The following is a 25,648-nucleotide window of genomic DNA, read 5'->3' as shown; positions in this document are numbered from 1 at the left end:
TCCGTTCGGAACCATCGGTCCCGTCAGCGTAGCGGTGCACCTCACGCACACACCGTTGTGCAAACCCACCAACTGATTGGACGTCCACTGTGCTTGCCGTGCACGAACTCGAGATCCGCGTCGGAGCTCGTCTCCTCATGGAGGACGTGTCCTTCCGTGTCGAGAAGGGCGACAAGATCGGACTCGTCGGCCGCAACGGCGCGGGGAAGACGACGATGACCAAGGCCCTCGCGGGTGAGACGCAGCCCACCGGCGGCAAGATCGAGCGCGGCGGCGAGATCGGCTACCTGCCCCAGGACCCCCGCTCCGGCGACCCGGAGGAGACGGCGCGGAAGCGCATCCTCGACGCCCGTGGTCTCGGTGAGCTCGTGGAGGGCATCCGGCTCGCGACCCTCGACATGGCGAGTGACGACGCGGCCGTTGCCGAGAAGGCGATGCGCCGCTACAGCCGCCTCGACGACCAGTTCAACGCGCTCGGCGGCTACGCAGCCGAGGCCGAGGCGGCCTCCATCGCCTCGAACCTGAAGCTGCCGGACCGCATCCTCGACCAGCAGCTCAAGACGCTCTCGGGCGGTCAGCGCCGGCGCATCGAGCTCGCCCGGATCCTGTTCTCGGACGCCGAGACGATGATCCTCGACGAGCCGACCAACCACCTCGACGCCGATTCCGTCGTGTGGCTCCGCGAGCACCTGAAGACCTACCCCGGTGGCGTCATCATCATCTCCCACGACGTCGAGCTCGTCGACGAGGTCGTGAACCGCGTCTTCTACCTGGACGCCAACCGCCAGACCATCGACATCTACAACATGGGCTGGAAGCTCTACCAGCGGCAGCGCGTCGCCGACGAGGAGCGCCGCCGCAAGGAGCGCGCGGGCGCCGAGAAGAAGGCCGCCACGCTCAAGGACCAGGCCGCCCGGTTCGGCGCCAAGGCGTCGAAGGCCGCGGCAGCCCACCAGATGGTCGCGCGTGCCGACAAGCTGCTCGCCGGCCTCGAGGACGAGCGCGTCGCCGACCGGGTCGCGAAGATCCGCTTCCCCACCCCGGCCCCGTGCGGCCGCACGCCGCTGATGGCCGAGGGCCTGTCAAAGTCCTACGGGTCGCTCGAGATCTTCGCGGGTGTCGACCTGGCGATCGACCGCGGTTCGCGCGTCGTCATCCTCGGCTTCAACGGTGCGGGCAAGACGACGCTGCTGCGGATCCTGGCGGGAGCCGACCAGCCCGACACCGGCGAGATCCAGCCGGGCCACGGTCTGCGCATCGGGTACTACGCGCAGGAGCACGAGAACATCGACGTCAACCGCACGGTGATCGAGAACATGGTGTCGGCGTCGACCGACCTCAACGAGACCGAGGCCCGTCGCGTGCTCGGGTCGTTCCTGTTCACCGGCGACGACGGCTACAAGAAGGCCGGCGTCCTGTCCGGTGGCGAGAAGACACGTCTGTCGCTCGCGATGATCGTGGTCTCCGGCGCGAACGTCCTGCTGCTCGACGAGCCGACGAACAACCTGGACCCGGCGTCGCGCGAGGAGATCCTCAACGCCCTGGCCGGCTTCGAGGGTGCGGTCGTCCTGGTGTCCCACGACGCCGGAGCGGTCGAGGCGCTCAACCCCGAGCGTGTGCTGCTGCTGCCGGACGGCACCGAGGACCACTGGAACAAGGATTACGCGGAGCTCATCGAGCTCGCCTAGTTGCTGCGCGTGCGGTCGGGCGAGGCCCGTCCGCACGGCGCCGCGTTCGCGGTCCGGTCCGGTCCGTGTTGCGTGCTGGGTGCGCGCTTGTGGGGCGGCACGGTGCGCGGGAGCGCGCACGGGGTTGCGAGGTGGGCACGGTACGGCCTGGAGGCGCGGCACCGGTCGTGCGCCGTGCCTCCCGTCCGCACGGTGCCGCGTCCGCAGTCCGCTGCGGCGCTGCTTACTGAGTGCCCGCTTGTGGCGCTGCACGGTGCGCCGAAGGGCGCACGGGTCGCGAGGTGCGCACGGCGCGCTGGCGACGCGCGCTGGCGCACGCGCACGCGCACGCGTCAGCGGCGTGACGCGATGAGCTCGTCCTCGATCTCGGCGTCGGTCTTCGGCTTCGCGTTCTTCCGACGCTCGCGCTCGAGGGCGCGCTCGCGCTCCTCCGGGTCGTCCTGGTTGAGGTTCCGGTACTCCTGCACCATCACGTACGCCAGGAACCCGAAGCCGCCGGCGGCGAACAGGAACCACTGGATGAAGTAGCTGAGGTGCAGCCCCGTGTCGGCATTGGGACGCTCCCAGCCGAGCGGGCGGGCTTCGGTCGGGGCGGGGGACTCCGAGGCGAGCTGCCCGTAGGCGCCCGTCCAGATCGGGTCGTTGACCTTGTCCGCCACGTCGGCGAGGGTCACCGACTGCACCTGGTCGGTGTCCTTCGGGTCGGAGCGGCCGGGGATGCGCGGTTCGCTCTGCTGCAGGCGGACGATCGCGGTCACCTCGCCGGACGGGGGAGCCGGCACGTGGTCGGGGGCGTCCTGGGCGTTGCCGGTCGGCACCCACCCGCGGTCGACGATGAAGGCGCGGCCCTCGGACGTGACCAGGGGCGTCAGGACCTCGAACCCGGGCTGGCCGTTGTGCACGCGGTTGCGCACGAGCAGCTGCGAGTCGACGTCGTAGCGGCCGGTCACGGAGACCCGGAGCCACTCCTGCTCGTCCTGCCAGCTCGAGGGCTTCGGCAGCGCCCGGTCGACGGGGACGGGGGTGTGGTCGTAGTTCTGCGCGACCTGCTCGTTCTGCCGGACGGCCTCGTTGCGGCGGTCCCACTGCCACATGCCGAACAACGCGCAGACGATGGCGAAGGCGACCGCGATCGCGAAGTAGCCGAGCCAGCGGCGACTCCGGACGAAGCGCCAGCCGACGAAGGGTTCGTCGGGGTCGTGCTGCTGCGCCGGAGCGCCCGAACCCGCGGATGCGCGCTGCAGCTTCGCGGCGTGCTTGCGGCCGTACCGGGACTGCGGGTCGAAGCCGTCGGTCATCGCGAGGTGCCGGTGGAGCGCACCCCGACGTCGTTCTTCGGCGCAGCGGTCGACTCGCGCTCGTCGTCGAGATGATCGACGTCCTCGTGCATCCCGGTGACGCGCACCGGGAACGAGCGGGAGCGGAGGTAGTCGGCGAGGAAGTCACGGTGTTCTTCGCACGCGGCCCAAATCTTCACGCGGTCGATCGCGTGGATCCGGGGATTGCGCCAGTTCACGCGCCACCCGGCCGTCGACACGCACCCGGCTCGCGAGCACACCGGGGTGGATCCGGGCTCGGTCTGCAGGTCGAACGTCGCACCCATCAGCGGGGTCCCCACATCTTCGATCGGTCGCCGTTGCGCTGCCACTCGTCCTGCGCGTGCTGCGCCTGCTGGCGGAGGCGGTCCTGCTCGTCGCGGTAGGCCTGGGCCCGGGCGTCCTCCTGCTGTTCGCGGAGTCGCGGGTCGACGGCGTCGTAGAGCTCGATGGACCCGGCGGGGGAGATCATGTCGCTCTCGGTCCGGCTGCCCGCGTTCGCGATGACGACCGCTACCCAGGGGATCACCGCGGCCAGGACGATCGGGATGACCGCCAGCCACGAGTGCCAGATCGAGTACACGAGCACCGCGGAGATGAAGAGGACCACTCGGACGGCCATCTGCCAGACGTAGCGGGACAGGCGGTGCGCCCGGTCCTGCTCCGGTGTGTCCGGCAGCGACGTGATGCTCGTGTGCGTGCTCTTCATACAGATGGTCTCCGTCTACCCGTGGTCAAGCCTAATCCCGCCGGACCGATCGTGGGTGCGCCGCGCGCGAACCGGCGGGGTGGTCCGCTCGGGTACGCTCGTCCGGGCGTGTCCGCCGGGTCCCCGGCACCGCGTGCCGAGCAGATCCCACCGAACGGAGCGACCATGAGCACCCCCCGTACCGTCCTCATCACCGGCGGCAACCGCGGCATCGGCCACGCGCTGGCCGAGCGGTTCGTCGCGGCCGGCCACCGGGTCGCCGTGACGTCGCGCAGCGGTCACGGTGGCCCCGAGGGCGCACTGACGGTACAGGCCGACATCACCGACACTGCCTCCGTCGACGCCGCGTTCACGCAGGTCGAGGCCGAGCTCGGTCCGATCGAGGTCCTCGTCGCGAACGCCGGCATCACGAACGACCAGCTGCTCCTCCGCATGTCCGAGGACGACTTCACGAGCGTCGTCGACACGAACCTCACGGGCACCTTCCGCGTCGTCAAGCGCGCGACGAAGGGCATGATGAAGGCCAAGTTCGGCCGCATCGTGCTGATGTCGAGCGTCGTGGGCGCCTACGGCCAGATCGGCCAGGTCAACTACGCGTCCTCGAAGGCCGCCCTGGTCGGCATGGCCCGGTCGATCACGCGTGAGCTCGGCTCGCGCGGCATCACCGCCAACGTCGTGGCGCCCGGCTTCATCCAGACGGACATGACCGCCGCACTCTCCGACGAGCTGCAGGCCGAGTTCAAGAAGGCGATCCCGGCCGCCCGCTACGGCACGGTCGACGACGTCGCGGACGCCACGTTGTTCCTGGCGAGCGACGGTGCCGGGTACGTCTCGGGTGCGATCATCCCGGTCGACGGTGGCCTCGGGATGGGGCACTAGCCCCCGGACGGCTCAGCCGCGCAGGCCGAGCGTCGCGAGCACGGCGGACAGGTCACGGTCGACGACCGCGACGTCCGCCTGCTCCCGCACGCGCGGCTTCGCGTCGAACGCGACCGACAGCGCCGCGACGCGCATCATCTCGAGGTCGTTCGCGCCGTCGCCGATCGCGATCGCCCGTGCCGGGTCGACCCCGTCCGCGTCCGCCCACTCGCGGAGCGCGACGGCCTTGGCGTGCGCGTCGACGACGTCGCCGAGCACACGGCCGGTGAGCACGCCGTCGGTGACCTCGAGACGGTTCGCCCGGCAGTGGTCGAGCCCCAGCTGCTCGGCGAACGGGTCGAGCACCTCGTGGAAGCCGCCCGACACCACGCCGACGGTGCCGCCGGCGGCGTGCACCGCGCGGACGAGCTGGTCGGCGCCCCGCGTCACACGGACCGCCTGCTGTGCGCGGACGAAGACGTCAGCCTGGAGGCCCGCCAGGGTCGCGACACGCTCCCGGAGGCTCTCGGCGAAGTCGAGTTCCCCGCGCATGGCGCGCTCCGTGATCGCCGCCACCTGTGGCCGGGTCCCGGCGCTGTCGGCGAGCAGTTCGATCACCTCGTCCTCGAGGAGCGTGGAATCGGCATCGAGGACGACGAGGAAGCGGGGCACGCACCAACGGTACCGACTGACGGAGGCACGGCCGCGTCCGTGACGCGAGCCGTGCCTCCAGGCCGTCCGTCCGGGGCTGCGCCCCGGGTGTCTGCTTATGCGTCGACGGGGACGCCCTTGCCGACCCATGGGCGGAGCCCCGACTCGGTGACGGATCAGGCGTCGACGCGGACGCCCTTGCCGACCCATGGGCGGAGCCCCGACTCGGTGACGGATCAGGCGTCGACGCGGACGCCCTTGCCCACCACGGTGATGCCCGACTCGGTGACGGTGAACCCGCGCGCCTCGTCGGCCTCGCGGTCGACGCCCACCTGCGCACCCGGCGCGAGGACGACGTCCTTGTCGAGGATGGCGCGGTTGACGATCGCCCCGGCGCCGATGGTGGCGCGCTCGAACACGATCGAGTCGAGGACCTTCGCGCCGGAGTCGATCGAGCACCAGGGCCCGATCATGCTGCGCTCGACCTGCGCACCCGACACCAGGCAACCGAGCGACACGAGCGAGTCCACCGTGGACCCGGTGTTGCCGTTGGCGTCGCGGACGAACTTCGCCGGCGGCAGGTTCGTCTGCTGGTTGAAGATCGGCCAGTCCTGGTTGTACAGGTTGAAGACCGGGACCGGCGCGATGAGGTCCATGTGGGCGTCGAAGAACGAGTCGATGGTGCCGACGTCGCGCCAGTAATACTTGTCGCGGTCGGTGGAACCGGGGACCTCGTTGCGCTGCAGGTCGTACACGCCGGCGTCGCCGCGGTTGACGAAGTCGGGGACGATGTCGCCGCCCATGTCGTGCGCGGACGTCTCGTGCTGGCCGTCGCGCAGGACCGCGTCGACGAGCGCGTCCGCGTTGAACACGTAGTTGCCCATCGAGGCCAGGATCTCGCCGGGGGAGTCGGCCAGGCCGACGGCGTCCTTCGGCTTCTCGAGGAACGCCTCGATCTTCGTCGGGTCGTCGTCGGCCACCTGGATCACGCCGAACTGGTCGGCGAGCCCGATCGGCTGACGGATCGCCGCCACCGTGGCGCTGCGGCCGGAGGCGATGTGCGCCTCGACCATCTGGTGGAAGTCCATCCGGTACACGTGGTCCGCCCCGACGACGACCACGATGTCGGGTCGCTCGTCGCGCAGCAGGTTGAGCGACTGCAGGATCGCGTCGGCCGAGCCGGCGAACCAGCGCTTGCCGAGCCGCTGCTGCGCGGGGACGGACGCGACGTAGGAGCCGAGCAGCCCCTCCATGCGCCACGTCTCCGCGACGTGCCGGTCGAGACTGTGCGACTTGTACTGGGTCAGGACCACGATCTTCTGCAGACCGGAGTTGACCAGGTTCGACAGTGCGAAGTCGATGAGACGGAAGTTGCCGCCGAACGGGACGGCGGGCTTCGCGCGATCGGCCGTGAGCGGCATGAGTCGTTTGCCCTCGCCGCCGGCGAGCACGATGCCGAAGACCTTCTTTGGTGCCATGCCGCTCACAGTAGGCGTCAGCACTGGGAACCGGTTACGTTGAACCAGTGCGAGTCGATCTGCTGACCAGGGAGTATCCGCCGGAGGTCTACGGCGGAGCGGGTGTCCACGTGTCCGAACTCACCGCCGCGTTGCGGTCGGGAACGGACACGGAAGTCCGTGTCCGGGCCTTCGGGGCCTTCCGTGACGAACCCGACGTGTGGGGCTACCGGACCCCGGACGGCCTCGGCCACGCGAACGGCGCGCTGCAGGCCCTCGGCACCGACGTGGCCATCGCGGCCGACGTCGAGGGCGCCGACCTCGTGCACTCGCACACCTGGTACGCGAACTCCGCGGGCCGGATCGCGCAGCTGACCTACGGCATCCCCCACGTCGTGACCGCCCACAGCCTCGAGCCGCTTCGTCCGTGGAAGGCCGAGCAGCTCGGCGGCGGCTACCGCCTGTCCAGCTGGATGGAGCGCGAGGCGTTCGAGAACGCCGACGGCGTCATCGCCGTCTCGAAGGCCATGCGTGCGGACATCCTGCGCTCGTACCCGTCGATCGACCCGGCGAAGGTCCACGTCGTCTACAACGGCATCGACATCGACGCGTGGAAGCCGACCGTCGACGAGGACGCCGTGCGCGCCCTCGGCATCGACCCGACGCGCCCGAGCGTCGTGTTCGTCGGACGGATCACCCGCCAGAAGGGCCTGCCGTACCTGCTCCGCGCCGTGGCGTCGCTGCCGTCGGACGTGCAGATCGTGCTGTGCGCCGGCGCGCCGGACACCCCCGAGATCCTGGCCGAGGTCACCGAGCTCGTCGACGGGCTCAGGGCCGAGCGCGAGGGCGTCGTCTGGATCGACCGGATGCTCGCGCACGAGGAGATCGTGAACGTGCTGTCCTCGGGCACCGTGTTCGTGTGCCCGTCGGTCTACGAGCCGCTCGGCATCGTGAACCTCGAGGCCATGGCGTGCGGCATCCCCGTCGTCGGCACCGGCACCGGGGGTATCCCCGAGGTCGTCGCCGACGGGCTCACCGGCCGCATCGTCCCGATCGACCAGGTGCAGGACGGCACCGGCACCCCGACCGACCCCGACCGTTTCGTGGCCGACCTCGCCGCGACCCTCACCGAGGTGCTCGCCGACGAGGGGCTGGCGAAGCTCATGGGTCGCGCCGGACGGCTCCGTGTCGAGACCGAGTTCACCTGGGACGCGATCGCCACCAGGACACGGCAGGTCTACGACCGGGTGCTCGGCCAGAACCCGTAGGCTGGTCGCATGCCCTCGGTCGTGCGCTTGTCAGACGTCTCCGTGGTCCGCAACGGGGCCACCATCCTCGACGCGATCTCGTGGGAGGTGCAGGACGACGAACGCTGGGTCGTGCTCGGCGCGAACGGCGCAGGCAAGACGACGCTGCTGCAGGTCGCCGGTGCCCAGGCGTTCCCGACCTCGGGTGACGTCGAGGTGCTCGGGACCGAACTCGGCGGCGCCGACCTGTTCGAGCTCCGCCCGCGCATCGGCTTCGCGTCGACCGCGCTGGCACGCCGGATCCCGGTGACGGAGAAGGTCATCGACGTCGTGCTCACGGCTGCGTACTCGGTGACGGGGCGCTGGAACGAGGAGTACGAGGAGCTCGACGTCCGCCGTGCGCAGCGCGTGCTCGAGGAGTGGGGCCTGGGGTCCTTCACCGACCGCACGTTCGGCGACCTCAGCGACGGCGAGCAGAAGCGCGTGCAGATCGCGCGTGCCGTGATGACGGACCCGGAGATCCTGTTCCTCGACGAACCGGCCGCGTCGCTCGACCTCGGCGCCCGTGAGAGCCTCGTCCGCACCCTCGGCGGCTACGCACAGAGCGCGGACTCGCCGGCCATCGTCATCGTGACCCACCACGTCGAGGAGATCCCGGCCGGTTTCACCCACGCGCTCGTCCTCGCCGACGGCCACGTGCAGGCCGCCGGCCTCATCGACGAGGTCCTGACGGACCAGACCCTGACCGAGGCGTTCGGCATCGACCTCTCGGTCACCAAGGACGCCGGTCGCTACACGGCACGCGCCGCGTAGCGCTGCGATCCCGCCGTCTCTCTGGTATCGTGGACGGCTGGCGCAAGCCGACGACTTCCCGCGCAGTTCGCGCAATCCCACCACCGCTATCGAGGAATCTCCATGAAGACCGACACCCACCCCGAGTACCGCGCCATCGTCTTCCGCGACCTGGCCTCCGGTGAGACGTTCCTGACGCGTTCGACCGCGAACAGCGACAAGACCATCGAGCTCGACGGTGCGACCTACCCGGTCATCGACGTCGAGATCTCGTCCGCTTCGCACCCGTTCTACACGGGCAAGCAGCGCATCCTCGACTCGGCCGGTCGCGTCGAGAAGTTCAACCAGCGCTTCAAGGGCTTCAGCAAGTAAGCAGCCCCCACGCAACGCCCACGGGCGGTCCTCCTCCGGGAGGGCCGCCCGTTCGCGTTGCGCGGTGTCTCCAGCTGCCCCTGACCCAGGGACGCAAGACACCGGTGTTCGCGCGTCACACCGCGTTCTGCGGGTGTTCGGCGCGCGAACACCGGTGCTTTGCGAGGGGGCAGTGCGGGGTCAGGCGCCGTTGCGGTGCGGCCAGCGGCCGTCGGCGGTGAACGTCGGGTCGCGCTTCTTGCGCATGTAGTCCTGGAACGAGGTGGCCTGCTCGGCGCACCAGCCGACCTGCTTGCGGTGGAGTTCCTCGGCGGAGATGCCGAGCTCGTCCGGGTACTTGCCCGCGATGGCCTGGGCGACACGCCCGGCAGCGATCGCGTCGGCACCGGCGTCGTGCGCGTCGTCGAGCGTGACGCCGTAGAGCTCCGACGCGGCCTCGAGCGTGCGCTTGCCCTTGCGGAAGGTGTCGAGTGCCTTGTCGATCACCAGCGGGTCGACGACGTTGCCGATGACGGGGGAGGCGAACCCGTGCCGCTTCGCTTCGCGGTCGAGGACGGTGAGGTCGTACGGGGCGTTGTAGATCACGAGGGGGATGCCACGGGCGAACACGGCCTCGATCGCGGCGATGATCTCGGCCACGACCTCGGCCGCGGGACGCCCCTCGGCCTGGGCACGCTCGGTCGTGTAGCCGTGCACGGCGGCGGCACCCTCGGGGATCGGGACGCCGGGGTCGGCGATCCAGGCGCCCTCGACGATGGAGGCCCCGGTCATGTCGATGAGCCCGACGTGGGCGGTGACGATCCGGGCCGTCTCGACGTCGACCCCGGTGGTCTCGAGGTCGAAGACGCCCAGCGCGTGCCACCAGGGCCGACCGGTGAGGTCCTGGGACGGAGCGGGCGCGTCGAGCTGTGCTGTGGGGAACGTCACGCGGTCAGGCTAACGGGACGCACCGACACCCCCGGCTACCGGGTCGGCGCGCCGACGTGCAGCCAGTAGAACGACTGCGTGCCCATGGTCAGCGTGACGTTGCCGTCCTCGTCGAACGACGGGAACGAGCCGCCGCCGAACAGGTCGTAGAGCGGACGCCCCGCGAACTCCGGAGCGGACACCGTGACCGAGGTCGGGTTCGTCGCGAACGAGAACACGCACAGGACGTCCTCGGCGGACGGGCCGAACTGCTGGCCGGAGCCCTCCCACGAGCGGACGAAGGCGAGCACCGAGTCGTTCGAGGTCTCCTGCACGTGCAGGGAGCCGAGGCCGAACACCGGGTGGGCCTTGCGCGTGTGGATGACGTTCCGGACCCAGTGCAGCAGCGAGCGCGACTGGGCGAGCTGCGCCTCGACGTTGACCTGCGCGTAGTTGTACACGAGCGACTGGACGACGGGCAGGTAGAGCTTGCCCGGGTCGGCGGTGGAGAAGCCCGCGTTGCGGTCGGGCGTCCACTGCATCGGCGTGCGCGACGAGTCGCGGTCCGGCAGCCAGATGTTGTCGCCCATCCCGATCTCGTCGCCGTAGTACAGGAACGGCGAACCGGGCAGCGAGAACAGCAGTGCGTGGATGAGCTCGAGCTCGGCGCGGGAGTTGTCGAGCAGGGGCGCGAGGCGCCGACGGATACCGATGTTCGAGCGCATCCGCGGGTCGTAGCCGTACCAGCCGTACATCGCCTGCCGGTACTCCTCGCTCACCATCTCGAGCGTGAGCTCGTCGTGGTTGCGGAGGAAGACGCCCCACGCCGCGCTGGCCGGCACGTCGAGGGTCTCGGACAGGATCGCCTTGAGCTCGGCGGCGTGCTGGGCGCGGAGCGAGTAGAAGATGCGCGGCATGACCGGGAAGTCGAACGCCATGTGGCACTCGGGCTCCTCGTCGGTGCCGAAGAACGCCGCCGTCTCGCGCGGCCACTGGTTGGCCTCGGCCAGGAGCACACGGCCGGGGTACTCGTCGTCGACCATCGCGCGGAGCTTCTTGATGAACTCGTGGGTCTCCGGCTCGCCCTCGCCGTTGCCCTCCTCGGACTCGAACAGGTACGGGATCGCGTCGAGCCGGAGCCCGTCGACGCCCATGTCGAGCCAGTGCCGGACGACGTCGTAGATCGCCTCGATGACCGCGGGGTTCTCGAAGTTCAGGTCGGGCTGGTGCGAGAAGAAGCGGTGGAAGAAGAACTGGCGTCGGACCGGGTCGAAGGTCCAGTTGGACTCCTCGGTGTCGACGAAGATGATGCGGATGTTCGAGTAGTCCTCGTCGGTGTCCCGCCAGACGTAGAAGTCGCCGTAGGGGCCGTCCGGGTCCTCGCGGGACTGCTGGAACCACTCGTGCTGGTCGCTGGTGTGGTTGATCACCATGTCGATCACGATGCGCATGTTCCGCTCGTGCGACTTCGTGACGAGCTCGCGGAAGTCGTCGAGCGTGCCGAACTCCGGCAGGATCGCGCGGTAGTCGGAGATGTCGTACCCGCCGTCGCGCATCGGCGACTGGAAGAACGGCGGCAGCCACAGGGCGTCCACGCCGAGCCACTGCAGGTAGTCGAGCTTGCCGATCACGCCCTGGATGTCGCCGATGCCGTCTCCGTTGGAGTCGACGAACGACCGGATCATGCACTCGTAGAAGACCGAGCGCTTGTACCACTGCGGGTCGAGCGTCAGGCCGGGCAGCTGGATCGGGGCTGTGAAGGTCACCGTGCTCCTCGTCGTCATCGACGGACCGGTCTTGCGGCCCGCCCCGGACACGATAGGCGCGAGATGCTGCGGGTGTCCGGGGTTTCGTGCGGTTCGCTCCCTAGACTGGCGCGGATGCAACCGCCCGTACTCTCCCCGTACCAGTCGTTGATGGCCGCCACCCCGGTCGTGCACCGCGCCGTCCAGGTCGACGGCCGGACCACGCACTACTGGGTCTACGGGCCCGAGGATGCGGATCGCACCGTGCTCGCCGTGCACGGGTTCCGCGGGGACCACCACGGGCTCGAGACCATCGCCGCGCACCTCGAAGGTGTCCGTGTGGTCGTGCCGGACCTGCCCGGCTTCGGCGTGTCCGATCCGCTGCCGGTGTCCGACGTCGACGCCTACGTGGCCTGGTTGGCCGGGTTCCACGCCGCGCTCGGGCTCGGCCGCGACACCGTCGTGCTCGGGCACTCGTTCGGGTCGATCGTGGTGTCGGCCACCGTCGCCGCCGGGCTCGACACCCGACTGCTCGTGCTCGTGAACCCCATCGCGGCCCCGGCACTGCAGGGTCCGCGTGCCGTCGGGACGGCGATCGCGATCGGGTACTACCGCGCCGGCGCGGTGCTGCCGAAGCCGATCGGGCTCGGGATCCTGCGGAACGGGGCGATCGTCCGGGCGATGAGCATCGCGATGCTGAAGTCGCGCGACCCCGCCGTCCGCCGATGGGTGCACGACCAGCACGACCGGTACTTCTCGGCCTTCGCGAACCGCACGAGCGTGCTCGAGGCATTCCGCACCTCGGTCACCCACGACGTCTCCGAGTACGCCGACCGGATCGAGGTGCCCGTGCTGCTCGTCGCGGCCGAGCACGACGACATCACCGCCGTCCCCGAACAGCGCGCACTCGCCGAGCGTCTGCGTGACGCCGAGCTCGTCGTGATCCCGGGTGTCGGCCACCTCGTCCACTACGAGACTCCGGCTCCGGCCGCGGCGGCGGTGCTCCGCCGGATGGCGGACACGGCCGGACGTGCCGGACGCCAGGGGCGCACGGGACGCGTTGCGGCCGCGGCGGACAGCCGACGGTCGGGGTCGGGGCGGGCCTCCCGGACGGCGGACGCGTCGTGACGCGCCTGCGCATCGGCATCGACTGCCGGTACGTGCGGATCGGTCGGCACGACGGCATCAGCCGGTTCACCGCCGGCGTCGTCGCGCACCTGCCGGACCGGCACGACCACGTACTGCTCGTCAGTGACGAGCGCCAGCTCGAGTCGCTGCCGAGCGACCTGCCGTGGGAGCTGCTGCCCGCACCGACGGACGCGGGGGAGCCGCTCGTCGCCCGGCGCGTCAACCGGCTCGGGCTCGACGCGGTGTTCTCGCCCATGCAGACGATGGGGTCGCGGGGGCGCCGGTACGCGCTCGTCCTGACGCTGCACGACCTCATCTACTACCGCAACCGCACGCCGCCGCGGGAGTTCTCGTGGCCGCTGCGGCTCGGCTGGCGGGCGTTCCACCTGTCGTGGGCGCCGCAGCGGTTCCTGCTGAACGGCGCCGACGGGGTGGTGACGGTGTCGGAGACGACCGCCGGGCTGATCGCCGAGCACCGGCTGACGCGCCGACCCGTGACCGTTGCCTACAACGCGGCCGATCCGGCGACACCGCGGTCGACCGGAGCGCCACGGCAACGCTCGCTCGTCTACATGGGCTCGTTCATGCCGTACAAGAACGTGGAGACCCTGGCGGCGGCGCTGCCGCTCCTCGGGGCGGACTGGACGCTGCACTGCATGTCGCGGGTGTCCGACGCCGACCGGGCACGGCTCGAGGCGCTGGCTCCTGCGGGATCGATCGTGTTCCACGACGGCGCCACCGACGAGGAGTACCTGTCCGTGCTCCGTTCGGCCACGGCACTGGCGACCGCGTCGTACGACGAGGGGTTCGGCATCCCGCTCGTCGAGGCGATGGGCGTCGGGACCCCGGTCGTCGTCAGTGACATCCCGATCTTCCGGGAGATCGGCGGCTCCGCTGCGGAGTACTTCGACCCGGCGTCGCCGTCCGCCGTCGCTGCGGCTGTCCGGCGGGTCGAGGAACGGTGGGACGAGGCCTCGCGGCAGTCGATCGAGCGTGCCGGCCGGTTCCGGTGGCAGGACTCGGCGGAGCGGGTCGTCCGGGCCGTCGAGCGGGCTGTGGGGGACCGGCGGGGCTGAGGGCCGGCGCGGACCGCGGTCACGTCGGGCGTGCCACTCCCCGGCCTCGACGGCGCGACCACCGCACCGTCACTCCGGCGCGATCACCTGCACGTCCGCCCCCGGGAACACCTTCTGCGTCTCCTCGGTGACCCGCGCCACGATCGGCGGCACCGCTGCCCCCCGACCCGGGGTCCGCACGACGATCGACTGGTCGCTTGCGGAGTCGGACGGGTCCCCGCCACGCTCCCACGAGCAGCGGACCTCCGTCACACCGCCGATGTGGTCCAGCGTGTCCGCCAGTGCCAGGCGCTTCGCCGCGACCGCACCGGCGCCGGTGACGCCGATCTGCAGGGTGCCGAGGTCGGCGACCACGACGACACGGACGCCGTTGCCGCCGGACTCGTCTGCTGCGCGGCTGATGGCGGCGACAAGGTCACGCCGGGCAACGGGGTCGAGCGCGGGATCCGCACGGACCGTCGCGATGGCGTCGTAGCTCGCGAACGCGGTCTTGGACGGGGCGTGGTGCCGCACGTCGGTGACGCCGGGCAGGGCACGCACGCGCGTGTCGAACCGGTCGAGCGCCACGTCCGGTCGTGGGAAGACCCCGCCGATGCCGTTCTGGACGCTCCCGATGATCGAGCCGAGCACCACCGCGATGACGGCGGCGACCGCCAGGGCACTCCCGCCGATGATGAACCAGGTGCGGGCCCGGGTGCGGGTGGGGACGCTCGCGGTCTCGGGGCCGAAGACACGGTCGAGGTCGTCGTCCTGCGGGTCGAGGGCACGCTGACCGTGTCGGTCGGTTCCGTCGTCGGACATGTGGCTCCCCTCACCCGGTGTGCGGGTGCGTCGGAGCCTAGTCCCCGGTCAGCCCCTGCGCTCCAAGGGGTTCTGGTACTCGAACGCCGACCCTCCGGCCGCGTCGGACACGTCGTCGATCGGGTCGTCGAAGCGGACGAGTTCGGCGTGGAAGCGCTCGGGGTCCCACCGGAACGAGTGGATGGACCCGTTCCGGATCGGGGTGTGGCGGCGGTCGGCGGTACCGGGGGCGGCGGCGTTCACGACACTGCGGATCACCGCGCCGTGGGTCGCGACCACCACGACGCCCCCGTCGAACCGGACCGCGATCTCGCCGAGGGTCTCGGTGACGCGGGCGAGCAGCGCCGAGCGGGATTCCCGACCGGGGATGTCGTCGTGCGGGTACCGTGCCGACACCTCGTCGTCGGTCAGGCCCTCGGCCTCGCCGTAGGAGCGCTCGGCCAGGCCCGGGTACGCCGTCGGCGCGTCGAGTGCCAGGCGATCCGCGATGATCGCGCCCGTCTCGGCCGCTCGGGACAGCGGTGAGGCGACGACCGCGTCGAACGGTCGGCGGGTCAGGAGCTCGGCGGCCTCGGCGGCCTGCCGTCGTCCGGTGTCGTTGAGCGGGATGTCGGTGGAGCCCTGGATGCGGCGCTGCGCGTTCCAGTCGGTCTCGCCGTGTCGGACGAGGTACAGGAGGGTCGTCACCCGACGATCTTCGCAGACGCGCCCGGCAGGCCCGTCCGGCGACAGCGGGAGGTCAGTCGGCCGATGCCGCCGCACTGAGTCGCTCCGCCAGCTGCACGAGCGTCTCGGTGGTACCGGCATCGAGCTTCACGGCCGCACGGCGGTCACTGCGGGTCTCGCCGCGGTTCACGATGACCACCGGGTTCTTGCGGCGTGCAGCGTGGTCGACCAGCCGCACGCCCGAGTTCACGGTGAGGGACGATCCGACGACGAGGAGTGCGTCGGCGTCGGCGACGATCGACACGGCCTCGCGGAACTTCTCGGCCGGCACGAACTCGCCGAAGAAGACGACGTCGGGCTTCAGGTCGCCGCCGCACACCGTGCACGCGGGCACGACGAACCGTTCGACGTCGGTGATCTCGACGTCGCCGTCCGGCTGCAGCTGCACGGTTCCGGGCTCGTCGATCCACGGGTTCTCGCGGTCGATGGTGGCGGCGAGGTCGGAGCGGGAGAACACCTGGCCGCACCGCAGGCAGACGGCACGGTCCATCGAGCCGTGGATCTCGACGACGCGGCGGGACCCGGCGCGCAGGTGCAGGCCGTCGACGTTCTGCGTGATGATCCCGGCGGCGATCCCGGCGTCCTCGAGCGCGGCGAGCGCACGGTGCCCGTCGTTCGGCACGGCGGCGGCGAAGCTCCGCCAGCCCAGGTGCGATCCGGCCCAGTAGCGCTGGCGCTTCGCGGGGTCGGCCAGGAACTCCTGGAACGTCATCGGCTTGCGCACGACGCGCCCGGCGCCGCGGTAGTCGGGGATGCCGGAGTCGGTGCTCAGACCGGCACCGGAGAGCACGGCTATCCGCTTGCCCGCGAGCACCTCGACGACGCGGTCCAGGTCGTCGGCGGTCACCGACCCGGCGGCCGCCCCGGTGGTCCGTCCGGTCGTCGACGCAGCATCATCCAGCACCCTGTTCACGGTACCCTCAACACCCGACCGTCCCGGTCGCTTCCCAGGCCGAGCGCATCCTCGGCGGACCCGCCCGGCGGCAGCCCGGAGACGCCCTGGCCCGCCGGACCCGCGCCGGCCCTGGCCCGCCGGACCCATGCGCCGCCACCGCACCACACCGAAACGAGCCCCGTGCACCCCGTCCGCATCGACTCCCTCGACGATCCCCGCCTCGACGACTTCGCCCGTCTGACCGACGTGGCACTCCGTCGGGTCTCGGAGCCCGAGGGCGGCCTGTACATCGCCGAGTCGAACACGGTCATCGAGCGTGCGGTCCGCGCCGGGCACGTGCCGCGGAGCATCCTGGTGCAGGAGAAGTGGCTCGACAGTGTCCTGCCCCTGGTCGCGGAGCACGACGGCCCCGTCTTCGTCGGCGCCGACGCCCTGCTCGAGGAGCTCACCGGCTTCCGGATGCACCGCGGCGCGATCGCCGCGATGCAGCGTCCCGAGCTGCCGAGCGTCGCCGACGTGGTGCGGGACGCGAAGGTCGTCGTCGTGCTCGAGGACATCGTCGACCACACGAACGTCGGCGCGGTGTTCCGCAGCGTCGCCGGTCTCGGTGCCGACGCGGTGCTCGTCAGTCCTCGCTGCGCCGACCCGCTCTACCGCCGGAGCGTCCGCGTGAGCATGGGCACGGTCCTGCAGGTGCCGTGGACCCGCATCGGCGACTGGCCCGCGGCGGGCGAGGAACTCCGCGCGCAGGGCTTCCACCTGGCGGCGATGGCACTGACCGACGATTCAGTCGACCTCGACGCCTTCGTGGCGGACCTACCCGACAAGGTCGCGCTCGTGATGGGCACCGAGGGGCAGGGGCTGACGCCGGCCGCGATCGCGTCGGCCGACACGACCGTCCGGATCCCGATGGCGCACGGCGTCGACTCGCTCAACGTGGCCGCGGCGAGCGCCGTCGGTCTGTGGGCGGTCACCCACGCCCGGCGGCTCGCCTCCTAGCGCACCACCGAGACGGTCGGGAGGCCCGGGGCGGCCTGGTCGGGCAGCATGCGCCCGGCGCGGATCACCAGGGCTCGGTCGGTGGTCGGCCCGCCGACCAGGCAGACGCCGACGGGCGCGCCGTCCACGGTCAGCGCCGGTGCGCTCACCGCGGGCAGGCCGCCGACACTCGCGAGCGCGGTCATCGCCGTGGTGGTGGTCCGGGTGCGCTCGAGCGCCGCGGTGTCCGCGTGGAGCAGGGGTGCGGGTCCGGGGGCGGTCGGGAACAGCAGCGTCCGACCGGTGAGGGCACGGCGGATCGTCGCACGAACCTCGTCGAGGCGTGCCACGGCGTCGGCGGTCGTGCCGGGATCGTCCGCCCGTCCCGCGCGGAACCGGTCACCGACGACGGTGCTCAGGGCACCTGGGTGCGCGTCGATCCAGGGACCGTGGGCGGCGAGCGCCTCGGCGGCCTGGACGAGACGCATCTGGTGCTGCAGTGCTGCCGGGTCCGGGATGCCGAGGTCGCGCAGCCGGACGGTCGCGACGGGTTCGTCGAGCGTCTCGACGAAGGCGGCGAAGGCCCGGGCAACGTCCGGTTCGACGAGTGCGACGAGTTCCTCCGGGACGACGAGCGCTGTCGTGTCGGGCGATCCTGTCGGCGCGGGCGGTGGCGGCACGGTGGCGTCGAGGGCGGCGAGCAGCACTCCGGGGCTCCGCGTGAGCCACCCCACGGTGTCGAACGACGGCGCGAGCGGGAGCAGCCCGTCGCGGGAGACCGTGCCGTGCGTCGTCCGGAGGCCCCAGAGTCCCTGGTACGAGGCGGGGACCCGGACCGATCCCGCGGTGTCCGTGCCGATCCCGATCTCGGCCGTGCCGAGGCCGACGGCCGACGCGGATCCGCTGGACGAGCCTCCAGGCAGTCGGGTGGGAGCCGCGCTGTTCGGCGGCGTGCCGTGGTGTGCGTTCCGGCCCGTCAGGTTGTAGGCGAACTCGTCGGTGCGTGCGATCCCACGGATCGAGGCGCCGGCGGCGAGGAGCGCGGCGACCGCCGCGGCGGGCGCGGTCTCGACGGGGGCCTCGCGCAGGTACGTCGGGTTGCCCGCGCCGACGGGCTGGCCGGGGACGGCGTAGAGGTCCTTGACGGCGACGGTCAGGCCGTCGAGCGGTCCGGAGGCGGTGGGGGCGACGAGCGGGTCGCCGACGGCCCGCCAGACGGTGGTGTCGACGGCCTCGGGACGGCCGGTGACGTGGGCCGTCTCGATGCGCCAGCGGGGGCCGGCGCTGCTGGTGGCGTCGTCGCCAGTGCCGGCGTCGTCGGTCCCGCGTTCGGTGCTGTCGCCGTCGCGGCGCCAGAGCTGGGTCTGGAGGCCCTGCCCACCCGCGGCGAACCGGGACACCGACACGACGAGGGCGCGGCCCTCGGTCAGGGGGCGGACCTCGACGTGCGTCAGCGACCGGGTCGCGACCCCACCCCGTGCCCCGCGGAACGCGCTGATCGCGTCGTGCCCGACGAGCAGGCCACGGTCGTCGCCGCGCATCGTGTCGGGGGAGTCGACGAAGGCGGCATCGAGGGCGTCGAGGTCGTTCGCCAGCAGGGCGGTCTCGTAGGCGTGGAGCGCCTCGAGCAGGCCTTCGGGCGCGGGCGACGCCGCGGGCGTGGTCATCGGGCGGGCTCCTCGAAGTCGGCCTTGCGGATGCGGGCGTGGACCCCGGTGACCAGGTCCACCACCTGCGAGATGTTGAAGTCGGTCGCGGCCGACAGGTACGCGTACGCCAGGTGGCGTTCCATGCCCCAGCGCGCGCCGAGGATCGCGACGGCGTGCCGGACGCACTGCCGGACGGCCTCGTCGAGGTCCGGGTCCATGCCGGTGGGCACGAGGAACTCCTGTGTCTCGGCGACGGGCCAGACCAGGTCCCCGAAGCGCGCGGCGGCCTCGGCGGCCGGGGTCAGGTCGAAGCGGATCGTCGCGCGGAGCGAGGCCTCCATCGCGGTGAGTGCCACCTCGCCGTCGCCCTGGGCGAAGTGCGGGTCGCCGACGTGGGCGAGCGCGCCGGGGACGAGCACCGGCAGGTGCAGCTGGGACCCGGCCTGCAGCAGGTTGACGTCGATGTTGCCGCCGTGGCGACCGGGTGGGACGGAGTGCAGCCGCTCCCCGGGGGTGGCGACGCCCATGATCCCGAGGAACGGGGCGAGGGGGAAGTGCGCGAAGCGGTCGCCGGCGAGGGTGAGCGGGATGCGGCCCCGCCGGCCCTGGTCGGTGTCCACGACGTCGGCGAAGACGCTCACCGTCGTGCCGTCGACCGGGAACTCACCGTGCAGGGCGCCGCGGCCGTGCCGGTTCGACACGACGCCGTAGTGCACCCGGGGCAGGGTCTCGAGGACCGTCATCGTCAGCACGTCACCGGGACGGGCACCGCGCACCGCGATCGGCCCGGACACCACGTGCGGTCCGTCCGCCGCGGGGTCGCGGTGACCGGAGCGGGCGATCGCGACGGCGTCGGCGAGGACGTGCTCCGGAGCGACGCCGTGCTCGCCGAACCAGCCGACGGGGTCGCTGCCCTGGTCGGGGAGGAGCCCCTCGTGACTGACGGTGTCGATGGTGACCGACTCGCCGGGGCCGATCGTCAGGGCCGGGGTGTCACCGTCGCTCGGCAGTCGGCCCCACAGGACGGTCTCCGGGTCGACGGGCAGGGAGTGGTCGCCGCGGACGGGTCCGGTGCCGGGCTGCAGGGTCGCCACCGCGGGGGCGGTGGTCTCGCGTGTGGTGGTCATCGTTCCGTCCTCCGTTCGACCAGGTGGGCCACGTCGGCGAGGTGGTCGGCCATCGCCCGCGTCGCGCCCGCGACGTCGTGCTCCCGGATCCGCTCGAGGATCCGCTCGTGCCACTCGAACGACGACCGGCGCCCCTCGCTGGTGCTGTGCGAGCGGGCACGGACGTCCTGCACCCATCCGCTGCTGAGCTCGCACAGGGACACGAGCACGGGGTTCCCCGAGGTGCGGGCGACCTGCACGTGGAAGGCGACGTCCTGGGCGAGCGACTCCTCCGGGCTCAGGCCCGCGTGCGTCGCGGCGAGGATGCGTTCCAGGGTGAGCAGGTCGGCCTCGCCCGCCCGTGCCGCCGCGAGTCCGGCGACCTGCGGCTCCACGACGGTCCGGAACTCGGCGACGTGCTCGGCCCGGTGGTCCAGGTCGTCGCGGTGGTGGTCGAGCAGGGCGGACGCCTCCTCTGGCCGCGGCAGCACGACGGTGCCACGACCAGGGGTCCGGGAGACCAGGCGACGGCGCTCGAGCTCCTGCAGTGCCCCGCGGATGGTCGTGCGGGACACGGCGAGGTCCTCGGCGAGGGTGCGTTCCGGCGGCAGCTTGTCGCCGGGCTGCAGGTCGTCGAGCACGAGCGTGCCGAGGTGGGCGGCGGTCGCCGCGCTCAGGGTCCGTCCACGGTGCATGCCCTCGACGGTAGGGCCGGTTGGTCTGCTCGGTCGATTGGTACGACCATCTTTTACACGGCCGTCACACGCGGCGTCGCGCTCCGGACCCCCCCAGCCCGACCACCCAGGCTCCCGCTTCGGCACGCCAGCCCGACCAGCCCGTCGCAGCCTCGGCCGAGGAGCGGACCGGTACGCTCGGGTCCCGTGTCACGAGTCGTCCGCCGCCCCCGCTCCGCCGTCCGGAGGCCGGTCACGATCTCGGTGGTCGCCGTCCTGCTCCTGGTGGCCGGTTACCTCGTCGCCGCGGCCGTCGTGCCGTTCGGCCCGGCGAGCGCCAGCACCACCACCTACTCGGCACCGAAGACGACCGTCCCGGCGCTGAGCTTCCCGGGGTACGGCGCGACGGCGGTCGAGGCGACCGACTTCCCGGAGAGCCTGCGCACCAGCGGCGACACGAAGCCCCGGTCGATCGCGAGCATCACGAAGGTCGTCACGGCGCTCGTGGTGCTCGACGAGAAACCCATGGCCGCGGGGGAGTCCGGTCCGTCCATCCGCTTCACGAAGCAGATGGAGGGTCTGTACGCCAAGTACGCCGCGCAGAACGGGGAGGTCGCTCCGATGCCGGCCGGCCTGGAGCTCACCGAGCACCAGACGTTCCAGGTGATGCTCATGAAGTCGGCGAACAACTACGCCGGCGCGCTCGCCATCTGGGCCTTCGGCTCGATCGCCGCCTACGAGCACGCCGCGAACGACTGGCTCGACGAACACGGCCTGGACGACACCACGATCCACGAGCCGACCGGCCTCGACCCGGACAACACCTCGACCGCCACCGACCTGGTCGAGCTCGGACAGCTCGCGCTGGCGAACCCGGTCGTGAAGGACATCGTCGGCACCAAGGACGTGACGATCCCGACGGTCGGCGAGATCGAGAACTCGAACAAGCTCCTCGGCCTCGACGGCATCGAGGGGATCAAGACCGGCACCCTCGACGAGGCCGGCGCCTGTCTGCTGTTCGCGGCGACGTACGAGCGCGGCGGCAAGGACGTCACGGTCGTCGGCGTGATGCTCGGCGGCGTCGACCACGACTCCCTCGACGTCGACGTGCAGCGGCTGCTGCGGTCCGTGGCGGACAACTTCCAGGTGGTGACGCTCACGCACCAGGGGCAGACCTTCGGCACGTTCTCGACCCCGTGGCAGGACGAGGCCGACGCGGTCACGACGAAGGCCGCCGAGGTGCTCGTGTGGGGCAGGACCACCGTCACCGCGAAGGCGAAGCTCGAGCAGGTGACCTTCGGCACGAAGGGCGAACGGGTCGGGCAGGTCCGGTTCCGCATCTCGGACCACGACCCGGTCACGGTGCCGCTCGTGCTCGAACGCACGATCGACGACCCCGGCGTCTGGTGGCGCTGGACGAACCCGTTCCAGGGGGCGTGACGCCCGTCGGCCGCCGACCGTAGAGTCGGTCGGGTGACGACGATGACGACGTTCCCCCGGACCACCCCCGCCGCCCTCGGCATCGACCCCGGCGGCGTGACCGCCCTGCTCGACGCCCTCGAGTCCACCCCCGACGTGGAGCCGCACAGCATCATGCTGCTCCGGCACGGCCAGGTCGCGGCCGAGGGCTGGTGGCAGCCGTACGCCGCCGACCGTGTGCACCTGCTCTACTCGTTGAGCAAGAGCTTCACCGCCGCCGGGGTCGGCATCGCCGTCCGGGCGGGCCTGATCGACCTCGACGCCACCGTGCTGTCGTACTTCCCGGAGCTCGACGCCGACGTCACGGACGAACGCAGCCGCCGCATCCGTGTCCGGCACCTGCTCGCGATGGCGAGCGGCCACCGCGAGGAGACGATCGACCGCGCCCAGGCCCTCGACCCGACGAACACGGTGCGCGGGTTCCTGCTGCTCCCGCCGGACGAGGAACCCGGCACGGTCTTCGCCTACAACCAGCCGTGCACGTACACCCTCGCCGAGATCGTCCGGCGGGTGACCGGCGGGTCCCTCGTCGCGTGGCTCCGCCCGCACCTGCTCGACCCACTCGGCATCGACGACCTCGCCTGGCGCCGCGACGACACCGGCGCAGAGCTCGGGTACAGCGGGTGCTACGCGCCGACGGACGCGGTCGCCAAGCTCGGCCAGCTGTACCTGCAGGGCGGCGTGTGGGACGGCGAGCGGATCCTCGACGTCGACTGGGTCGAGCAGGCCACCAGCACGCAGGTCGCCAACCCGGACGAGGCCAACCCCGACTGGTCCCAGGGCTACGGCTTCCAGTTCTGGATGGCCCGCCACGGCTTCCGCGGCGACGGCGCCTACGGTCAGTTCTGCGTCGTCCTGCCGGAGCAGGACGTCGTGCTCGCGATGACCGGCCAGAGCCTCGACATGCAGGCGGTCCTCGATGCGGTCTGGCGGCACCTGCTGCCCGCCGTCGACCGCGCGTCCGACGCGGCCTCGGCACCCGCCCTGGAGGCCCGGCTCGCCTCCCTGGGACTGCCCGCTGTCGACGGTGGTCCGCTGCAGGGCCTCGCCGACGTCGGTCTGCTGGCCCGTGACGGCGACGGGTGGCGGCTCACGCTCGACGTCGACGGCGGCACCCTGTCGGTGCCGGTCGGGCAGGGGGAGTGGGCCGTCGCGGGGCCGCTCGCCGCGAGCGGCGCCGTCGAGGACGACGGGACGGTCCGCGTCGACGTGCGGTTCGTCGAGACCCCGCACCTGGCGCACGTGCGGATCGACCCGACGACGGGATCGACGACGACGAGCTGGCAGACCGAGCCGCTGCACGACGGACCGCTCACGCTGCGGCGCCCCGCTGACTGAGGGCCTGTGGCTCCGAGGCCCAGTGCCTACGGGGTGTCGGAGGGATGCTCGGTGACGATCTGCAGCTCGGGCCGCTTCGCCGACACCCCGTCGCCGGACGAGGTGTGCTTGATGCGCCGGACCACCCACGGCACCAGGTACTCCCTGGCCCAGCCGAGGTCCTCGGCGCGGGCCTCACGCCACGGCCGTGCCTCGAGCGGGTCCGGGTTGAACGGTTCGAGGCCGTGCGGCACACCGAGGGTGTCGAGCACCGCGGCGGCGATCGTCGAGTGGCCCATCGGGGAGTGGTGCAGCCGGTCGGGAGCCCACATCCGCGGGTCCCGGAGCACGCGGAGTGCCCACGTGTTCGCCACCAGGGCGCCGTGCTTCAGGGCGATGGCGTGCAGGTTCTCGTTGTAGATCGCCGTCTTGCCACGGACCATGCCGAGCACCGGGGTCATCCCGACGTCGGGGCCGGTGAACAGCACGACGGTGGCTCCGTCGCGGCGCAGGTCGGCCACGAGCCGGTCCACGCGCTCGGCGAGCTCGTCCGGGTCCGAGCCGGGGCGGATGATGTCGTTACCGCCGGCGGACACCGTGATGAGGTCCGGGTGCAGGGCGACGGCGGCCTCGGCCTGCTCGTCGATGATCTGCTGCAGCAACCGCCCCCGGATCGCGAGGTTCGCGTAGGCGAAGTCGTCGGTCTGGTGTGCGAGCACCTCGGCGACGCGGTCCGCCCAGCCGCGGTTGCCGCCCGGGACGGTGGGGTCGGGGTCCCCGATGCCCTCGGTGAACGAGTCACCGATCGCGACGTACCTGGTCCAAGGATGACGATCTGACACGTTCCGGACCCTAGTCTCGTGGCATGACGAAGGCCAACACGGACGCCGTCGGCTGGTCGGTGCCGGACGAGCTGTTCAGCCGCATCGCCGAGCGAGCCCCCGGCTACGACGCCGCGAACACGTTCTGCACGGAGGACCTCGACGAGCTCCGCGCCGCCGGCTACCTGCGGATCGGCGTGCCCGTCGAGCAGGGCGGGGCGGGCCTCGGCCTCCGGGCCACCGCGGGGGTGCAGCGCGCCCTCGCCCAGGCCGCGCCGGCGACGGCACTCGGCCTCGGCATGCACCAGGTGTGGGTGCAGGCGGCCCGCGCCGTCCGTGCGCGAGGCGGGTCGTTCCTCCAGGCCGTCACCGACCACGCTGCGGACGACCACCTGCTCGCCTTCGGGGTGAGCGAACCCGGCAACGACGCCGTGCTGTTCGATTCGTCGACGACGGCGGAGCCGGACGGCGACGGCGGGTTCCGGTTCACCGGCACGAAGGTCTTCACGTCCCTCGCACCGGCGTGGGACGTCATGAGCGTCTTCGGCAAGGACACCTCGGGGCCGGAGCCACGGCTCGTGCACGGGTTCGTCCTGCGGTCGGACGGCGACGTCGAGCACCTGGACGACTGGGACACGCTCGGGATGCGTGCGACGCAGAGCCGCACCACGAAGCTGCACGGCGTGCACGTCCCCGCCGACCGCATCGTCCGGTCGCTGCCGGTCGGGCCGAACCAGGACCCGCTCGTGTTCGGGGTCTTCGCGGCGTTCGAGCTCCTCATCGCGTCGGTGTACGTGGGGATCGCGGAGCGCGCGATCACGCTCGCGGCGGCCGCCGTGGCAGGTCGCACCGCGGCCGACGGCACCCCGCGGTCGCAGGACCCCGACGTGCGCCGGGCGATCGCCGACCTGCGCGGTGCGGTCGACGCGATCACGCTGCAGGTCGACTCGCTGGCGCGGTCGGTCGACGAGCTCGACGACCTCGGCGCCCGCTGGTTCCCGCTGCTCGTCGGGACGAAGGCCCGGGCCGTGGACACCGCGCAGCACGTCGTGGACGAGGCCATGCGCGTCGTCGGTGGCTCGGCGTTCCGGTCGTCGAGCGAGCTGGCGCGGCTGGCGCGTGACGTCCGGGCGGGGCAGTACCACCCGTCTTCGCGCGACTCCGCGGCGCGGACGATCGCCGCGTCGGTGCTCGGCCCGCTCGGCTGAGCGCTGCGCTCGCACGGTGCGAGCTCGGCGCGGCGGCGCACGGTGCGGG

25 protein-coding genes are annotated in these 25,648 nt (G+C 71.8%); 11 read left to right on the top strand and 14 right to left on the bottom strand.

Annotated elements, in window-relative coordinates; all coding sequences use genetic code 11:
- Positions 1 to 89 precede the first annotated feature (89 nt).
- Entirely contained in the window at positions 90 to 1,688 is a 1,599-nt protein-coding gene (locus tag H7A73_RS05805; protein ID WP_182065072.1) for an ABC-F family ATP-binding cassette domain-containing protein, read from the top strand.
- 332 nt (positions 1,689 to 2,020) lie between these two features.
- Here H7A73_RS05805 and H7A73_RS05800 read toward each other — a convergent pair whose 3' ends face one another.
- From H7A73_RS05800 to H7A73_RS05790, 3 genes are read right to left on the bottom strand one after another with little or no spacing between them, the layout of a single operon-like run.
- Entirely contained in the window at positions 2,021 to 2,986 is a 966-nt protein-coding gene (locus H7A73_RS05800) for an SURF1 family protein (protein ID WP_182065071.1), read from the bottom strand.
- Positions 2,983 to 3,291: a hypothetical protein gene (locus H7A73_RS05795; protein WP_371830589.1), complete on the bottom strand. Its 309-nt coding sequence runs from the start codon at positions 3,289 to 3,291 to the stop codon at positions 2,983 to 2,985. Before H7A73_RS05795 ends, H7A73_RS05800 begins: the two co-directional genes overlap by 4 nt.
- Positions 3,291 to 3,713, bottom strand: coding sequence for a DUF3099 domain-containing protein (locus H7A73_RS05790; protein ID WP_182065070.1), 423 nt, complete (start codon positions 3,711 to 3,713; stop codon positions 3,291 to 3,293). The genes H7A73_RS05795 and H7A73_RS05790 overlap by 1 nt, the downstream gene beginning before the upstream one ends.
- A gap of 165 nt (positions 3,714 to 3,878) precedes the next feature.
- Between H7A73_RS05790 and fabG the strand changes: the two genes are divergently transcribed.
- Positions 3,879 to 4,592: a 3-oxoacyl-ACP reductase FabG gene (gene fabG, locus H7A73_RS05785; RefSeq protein ID WP_182065069.1), complete on the top strand. Its 714-nt coding sequence runs from the start codon at positions 3,879 to 3,881 to the stop codon at positions 4,590 to 4,592.
- 12 nt (positions 4,593 to 4,604) lie between these two features.
- Here the strand turns inward: fabG and serB are convergent, their stop codons facing one another.
- Positions 4,605 to 5,243 (bottom strand): phosphoserine phosphatase SerB, encoded by a 639-nt coding sequence (gene serB, locus H7A73_RS05780; protein ID WP_182065068.1) that lies wholly within the window; start codon positions 5,241 to 5,243, stop codon positions 4,605 to 4,607.
- A 215-nt stretch (positions 5,244 to 5,458) separates the two neighbouring features.
- Positions 5,459 to 6,700: a glucose-1-phosphate adenylyltransferase gene (locus tag H7A73_RS05775; protein ID WP_182065067.1), complete on the bottom strand. Its 1,242-nt coding sequence runs from the start codon at positions 6,698 to 6,700 to the stop codon at positions 5,459 to 5,461.
- Between the two features lie 47 nt (positions 6,701 to 6,747).
- Here H7A73_RS05775 and glgA point away from each other — a divergent pair, with 47 nt between their 5' ends.
- The 3 genes from glgA (at position 6,748) to H7A73_RS05760 (ending at position 9,090) form a co-directional block, all read left to right on the top strand.
- Positions 6,748 to 7,947 carry a glycogen synthase gene (gene glgA / locus H7A73_RS05770; RefSeq protein ID WP_182065066.1) on the top strand — a complete coding sequence of 400 codons (1,200 nt, stop codon included), beginning with the start codon at positions 6,748 to 6,750 and terminating at the stop codon, positions 7,945 to 7,947.
- Between the two features lie 9 nt (positions 7,948 to 7,956).
- The gene (locus H7A73_RS05765) at positions 7,957 to 8,739 is read left to right on the top strand and encodes an ABC transporter ATP-binding protein (RefSeq protein ID WP_182065065.1); all 783 of its coding nucleotides are present in this window, start codon (positions 7,957 to 7,959) and stop codon (positions 8,737 to 8,739) included.
- 102 nt (positions 8,740 to 8,841) lie between these two features.
- Positions 8,842 to 9,090, top strand: coding sequence for a type B 50S ribosomal protein L31 (locus H7A73_RS05760; RefSeq protein WP_017887280.1), 249 nt, complete (start codon positions 8,842 to 8,844; stop codon positions 9,088 to 9,090).
- Positions 9,091 to 9,270: 180 nt separating this feature from the next.
- Here H7A73_RS05760 and H7A73_RS05755 read toward each other — a convergent pair whose 3' ends face one another.
- Positions 9,271 to 10,017, bottom strand: a complete 747-nt coding sequence (locus tag H7A73_RS05755; RefSeq protein WP_111223637.1) for a 3'-5' exonuclease — start codon at positions 10,015 to 10,017, stop codon at positions 9,271 to 9,273.
- Between the two features lie 35 nt (positions 10,018 to 10,052).
- Positions 10,053 to 11,762 (bottom strand): maltose alpha-D-glucosyltransferase, encoded by a 1,710-nt coding sequence (gene treS / locus H7A73_RS05750; protein WP_182065064.1) that lies wholly within the window; start codon positions 11,760 to 11,762, stop codon positions 10,053 to 10,055.
- A 114-nt stretch (positions 11,763 to 11,876) separates the two neighbouring features.
- On the opposite strand from treS, the gene H7A73_RS05745 reads away from it, so the two are divergent.
- Both H7A73_RS05745 and H7A73_RS05740 read left to right on the top strand, forming a co-directional pair.
- Positions 11,877 to 12,869: an alpha/beta fold hydrolase gene (locus H7A73_RS05745; protein ID WP_259362725.1), complete on the top strand. Its 993-nt coding sequence runs from the start codon at positions 11,877 to 11,879 to the stop codon at positions 12,867 to 12,869.
- 5 nt (positions 12,870 to 12,874) lie between these two features.
- On the top strand, positions 12,875 to 13,945 hold the full coding sequence (locus tag H7A73_RS05740) for a glycosyltransferase family 4 protein (RefSeq protein ID WP_182065082.1): 1,071 nt from the start codon (positions 12,875 to 12,877) through the stop codon (positions 13,943 to 13,945).
- A 69-nt stretch (positions 13,946 to 14,014) separates the two neighbouring features.
- Here the strand turns inward: H7A73_RS05740 and H7A73_RS05735 are convergent, their stop codons facing one another.
- The 3 genes from H7A73_RS05735 to H7A73_RS05725 are packed head-to-tail and all read right to left on the bottom strand — an operon-like array spanning position 14,015 to position 16,319.
- Positions 14,015 to 14,746 carry a hypothetical protein gene (locus H7A73_RS05735; protein ID WP_182065063.1) on the bottom strand — a complete coding sequence of 244 codons (732 nt, stop codon included), beginning with the start codon at positions 14,744 to 14,746 and terminating at the stop codon, positions 14,015 to 14,017.
- Positions 14,747 to 14,794: 48 nt separating this feature from the next.
- A complete protein-coding gene (locus tag H7A73_RS05730; protein WP_182065062.1) occupies positions 14,795 to 15,433 on the bottom strand; it encodes a histidine phosphatase family protein in 639 nt (212 codons plus the stop codon).
- Positions 15,434 to 15,485: 52 nt separating this feature from the next.
- Positions 15,486 to 16,319 carry a Sir2 family NAD-dependent protein deacetylase gene (locus H7A73_RS05725; protein WP_182065081.1) on the bottom strand — a complete coding sequence of 278 codons (834 nt, stop codon included), beginning with the start codon at positions 16,317 to 16,319 and terminating at the stop codon, positions 15,486 to 15,488.
- Between the two features lie 228 nt (positions 16,320 to 16,547).
- Between H7A73_RS05725 and H7A73_RS05720 the strand changes: the two genes are divergently transcribed.
- Positions 16,548 to 17,366 (top strand): TrmH family RNA methyltransferase, encoded by an 819-nt coding sequence (locus H7A73_RS05720; protein WP_182065061.1) that lies wholly within the window; start codon positions 16,548 to 16,550, stop codon positions 17,364 to 17,366.
- Here H7A73_RS05720 and H7A73_RS05715 read toward each other — a convergent pair.
- From H7A73_RS05715 to H7A73_RS05705, 3 genes are read right to left on the bottom strand one after another with little or no spacing between them, the layout of a single operon-like run.
- The gene (locus H7A73_RS05715; RefSeq protein ID WP_182065060.1) at positions 17,363 to 19,012 is read right to left on the bottom strand and encodes an AtzH-like domain-containing protein; all 1,650 of its coding nucleotides are present in this window, start codon (positions 19,010 to 19,012) and stop codon (positions 17,363 to 17,365) included. The genes H7A73_RS05720 and H7A73_RS05715 overlap by 4 nt on opposite strands.
- The gene (locus H7A73_RS05710) at positions 19,009 to 20,121 is read right to left on the bottom strand and encodes an acetamidase/formamidase family protein (protein ID WP_182065059.1); all 1,113 of its coding nucleotides are present in this window, start codon (positions 20,119 to 20,121) and stop codon (positions 19,009 to 19,011) included. The genes H7A73_RS05715 and H7A73_RS05710 overlap by 4 nt, the downstream gene beginning before the upstream one ends.
- The gene (locus H7A73_RS05705) at positions 20,118 to 20,795 is read right to left on the bottom strand and encodes a FadR/GntR family transcriptional regulator (RefSeq protein ID WP_182065058.1); all 678 of its coding nucleotides are present in this window, start codon (positions 20,793 to 20,795) and stop codon (positions 20,118 to 20,120) included. The genes H7A73_RS05710 and H7A73_RS05705 overlap by 4 nt, the downstream gene beginning before the upstream one ends.
- A 186-nt stretch (positions 20,796 to 20,981) precedes the next feature.
- Between H7A73_RS05705 and H7A73_RS05700 the strand changes: the two genes are divergently transcribed.
- Both H7A73_RS05700 and H7A73_RS05695 read left to right on the top strand, forming a co-directional pair.
- Positions 20,982 to 22,214: a D-alanyl-D-alanine carboxypeptidase family protein gene (locus H7A73_RS05700; protein ID WP_182065057.1), complete on the top strand. Its 1,233-nt coding sequence runs from the start codon at positions 20,982 to 20,984 to the stop codon at positions 22,212 to 22,214.
- A gap of 42 nt (positions 22,215 to 22,256) precedes the next feature.
- On the top strand, positions 22,257 to 23,591 hold the full coding sequence (locus tag H7A73_RS05695) for a serine hydrolase domain-containing protein (protein WP_182065080.1): 1,335 nt from the start codon (positions 22,257 to 22,259) through the stop codon (positions 23,589 to 23,591).
- 26 nt (positions 23,592 to 23,617) lie between these two features.
- Here the strand turns inward: H7A73_RS05695 and H7A73_RS05690 are convergent, their stop codons facing one another.
- Positions 23,618 to 24,412 carry an SGNH/GDSL hydrolase family protein gene (locus H7A73_RS05690; RefSeq protein ID WP_182065056.1) on the bottom strand — a complete coding sequence of 265 codons (795 nt, stop codon included), beginning with the start codon at positions 24,410 to 24,412 and terminating at the stop codon, positions 23,618 to 23,620.
- A 23-nt stretch (positions 24,413 to 24,435) separates the two neighbouring features.
- On the opposite strand from H7A73_RS05690, the gene H7A73_RS05685 reads away from it, so the two are divergent.
- Positions 24,436 to 25,599, top strand: coding sequence for an acyl-CoA dehydrogenase family protein (locus H7A73_RS05685; protein WP_182065055.1), 1,164 nt, complete (start codon positions 24,436 to 24,438; stop codon positions 25,597 to 25,599).
- The last annotated feature ends 49 nt before the right edge of the window (positions 25,600 to 25,648 follow it).

Origin of the sequence: Curtobacterium sp. ME12, assembly GCF_903970855.1 — a bacterium.
GTDB lineage: Bacteria > Actinomycetota > Actinomycetes > Actinomycetales > Microbacteriaceae > Curtobacterium > Curtobacterium poinsettiae_A.
Note: the sequence above shows the minus strand (reverse complement) of the source record. Positions and strands in the feature narration are given on the sequence as shown.

Excerpts from the sequence above, each read along its gene's own strand:
- H7A73_RS05765 (WP_182065065.1), top strand. The coding sequence starts at position 7,957 with ATGCCCTCGGTCGTGCGCTTGTCAGACGTCTCCGTGGTCCGCAACGGG.
- H7A73_RS05745 (WP_259362725.1), top strand. The coding sequence starts at position 11,877 with ATGCAACCGCCCGTACTCTCCCCGTACCAGTCGTTGATGGCCGCCACC.
- H7A73_RS05715 (WP_182065060.1), bottom strand. The coding sequence starts at position 19,012 with ATGACCACGCCCGCGGCGTCGCCCGCGCCCGAAGGCCTGCTCGAGGCG.
- H7A73_RS05695 (WP_182065080.1), top strand. The coding sequence starts at position 22,257 with ATGACGACGTTCCCCCGGACCACCCCCGCCGCCCTCGGCATCGACCCC.
- fabG (WP_182065069.1), top strand. The coding sequence starts at position 3,879 with ATGAGCACCCCCCGTACCGTCCTCATCACCGGCGGCAACCGCGGCATC.
- H7A73_RS05795 (WP_371830589.1), bottom strand. The coding sequence starts at position 3,291 with ATGGGTGCGACGTTCGACCTGCAGACCGAGCCCGGATCCACCCCGGTG.
- H7A73_RS05735 (WP_182065063.1), bottom strand. The coding sequence starts at position 14,746 with ATGTCCGACGACGGAACCGACCGACACGGTCAGCGTGCCCTCGACCCG.
- H7A73_RS05685 (WP_182065055.1), top strand. The coding sequence starts at position 24,436 with ATGACGAAGGCCAACACGGACGCCGTCGGCTGGTCGGTGCCGGACGAG.
- H7A73_RS05705 (WP_182065058.1), bottom strand. The coding sequence starts at position 20,795 with ATGCACCGTGGACGGACCCTGAGCGCGGCGACCGCCGCCCACCTCGGC.
- H7A73_RS05710 (WP_182065059.1), bottom strand. The coding sequence starts at position 20,121 with ATGACCACCACACGCGAGACCACCGCCCCCGCGGTGGCGACCCTGCAG.
- H7A73_RS05760 (WP_017887280.1), top strand. The coding sequence starts at position 8,842 with ATGAAGACCGACACCCACCCCGAGTACCGCGCCATCGTCTTCCGCGAC.
- H7A73_RS05775 (WP_182065067.1), bottom strand. The coding sequence starts at position 6,700 with ATGGCACCAAAGAAGGTCTTCGGCATCGTGCTCGCCGGCGGCGAGGGC.
- H7A73_RS05800 (WP_182065071.1), bottom strand. The coding sequence starts at position 2,986 with ATGACCGACGGCTTCGACCCGCAGTCCCGGTACGGCCGCAAGCACGCC.
- H7A73_RS05790 (WP_182065070.1), bottom strand. The coding sequence starts at position 3,713 with ATGAAGAGCACGCACACGAGCATCACGTCGCTGCCGGACACACCGGAG.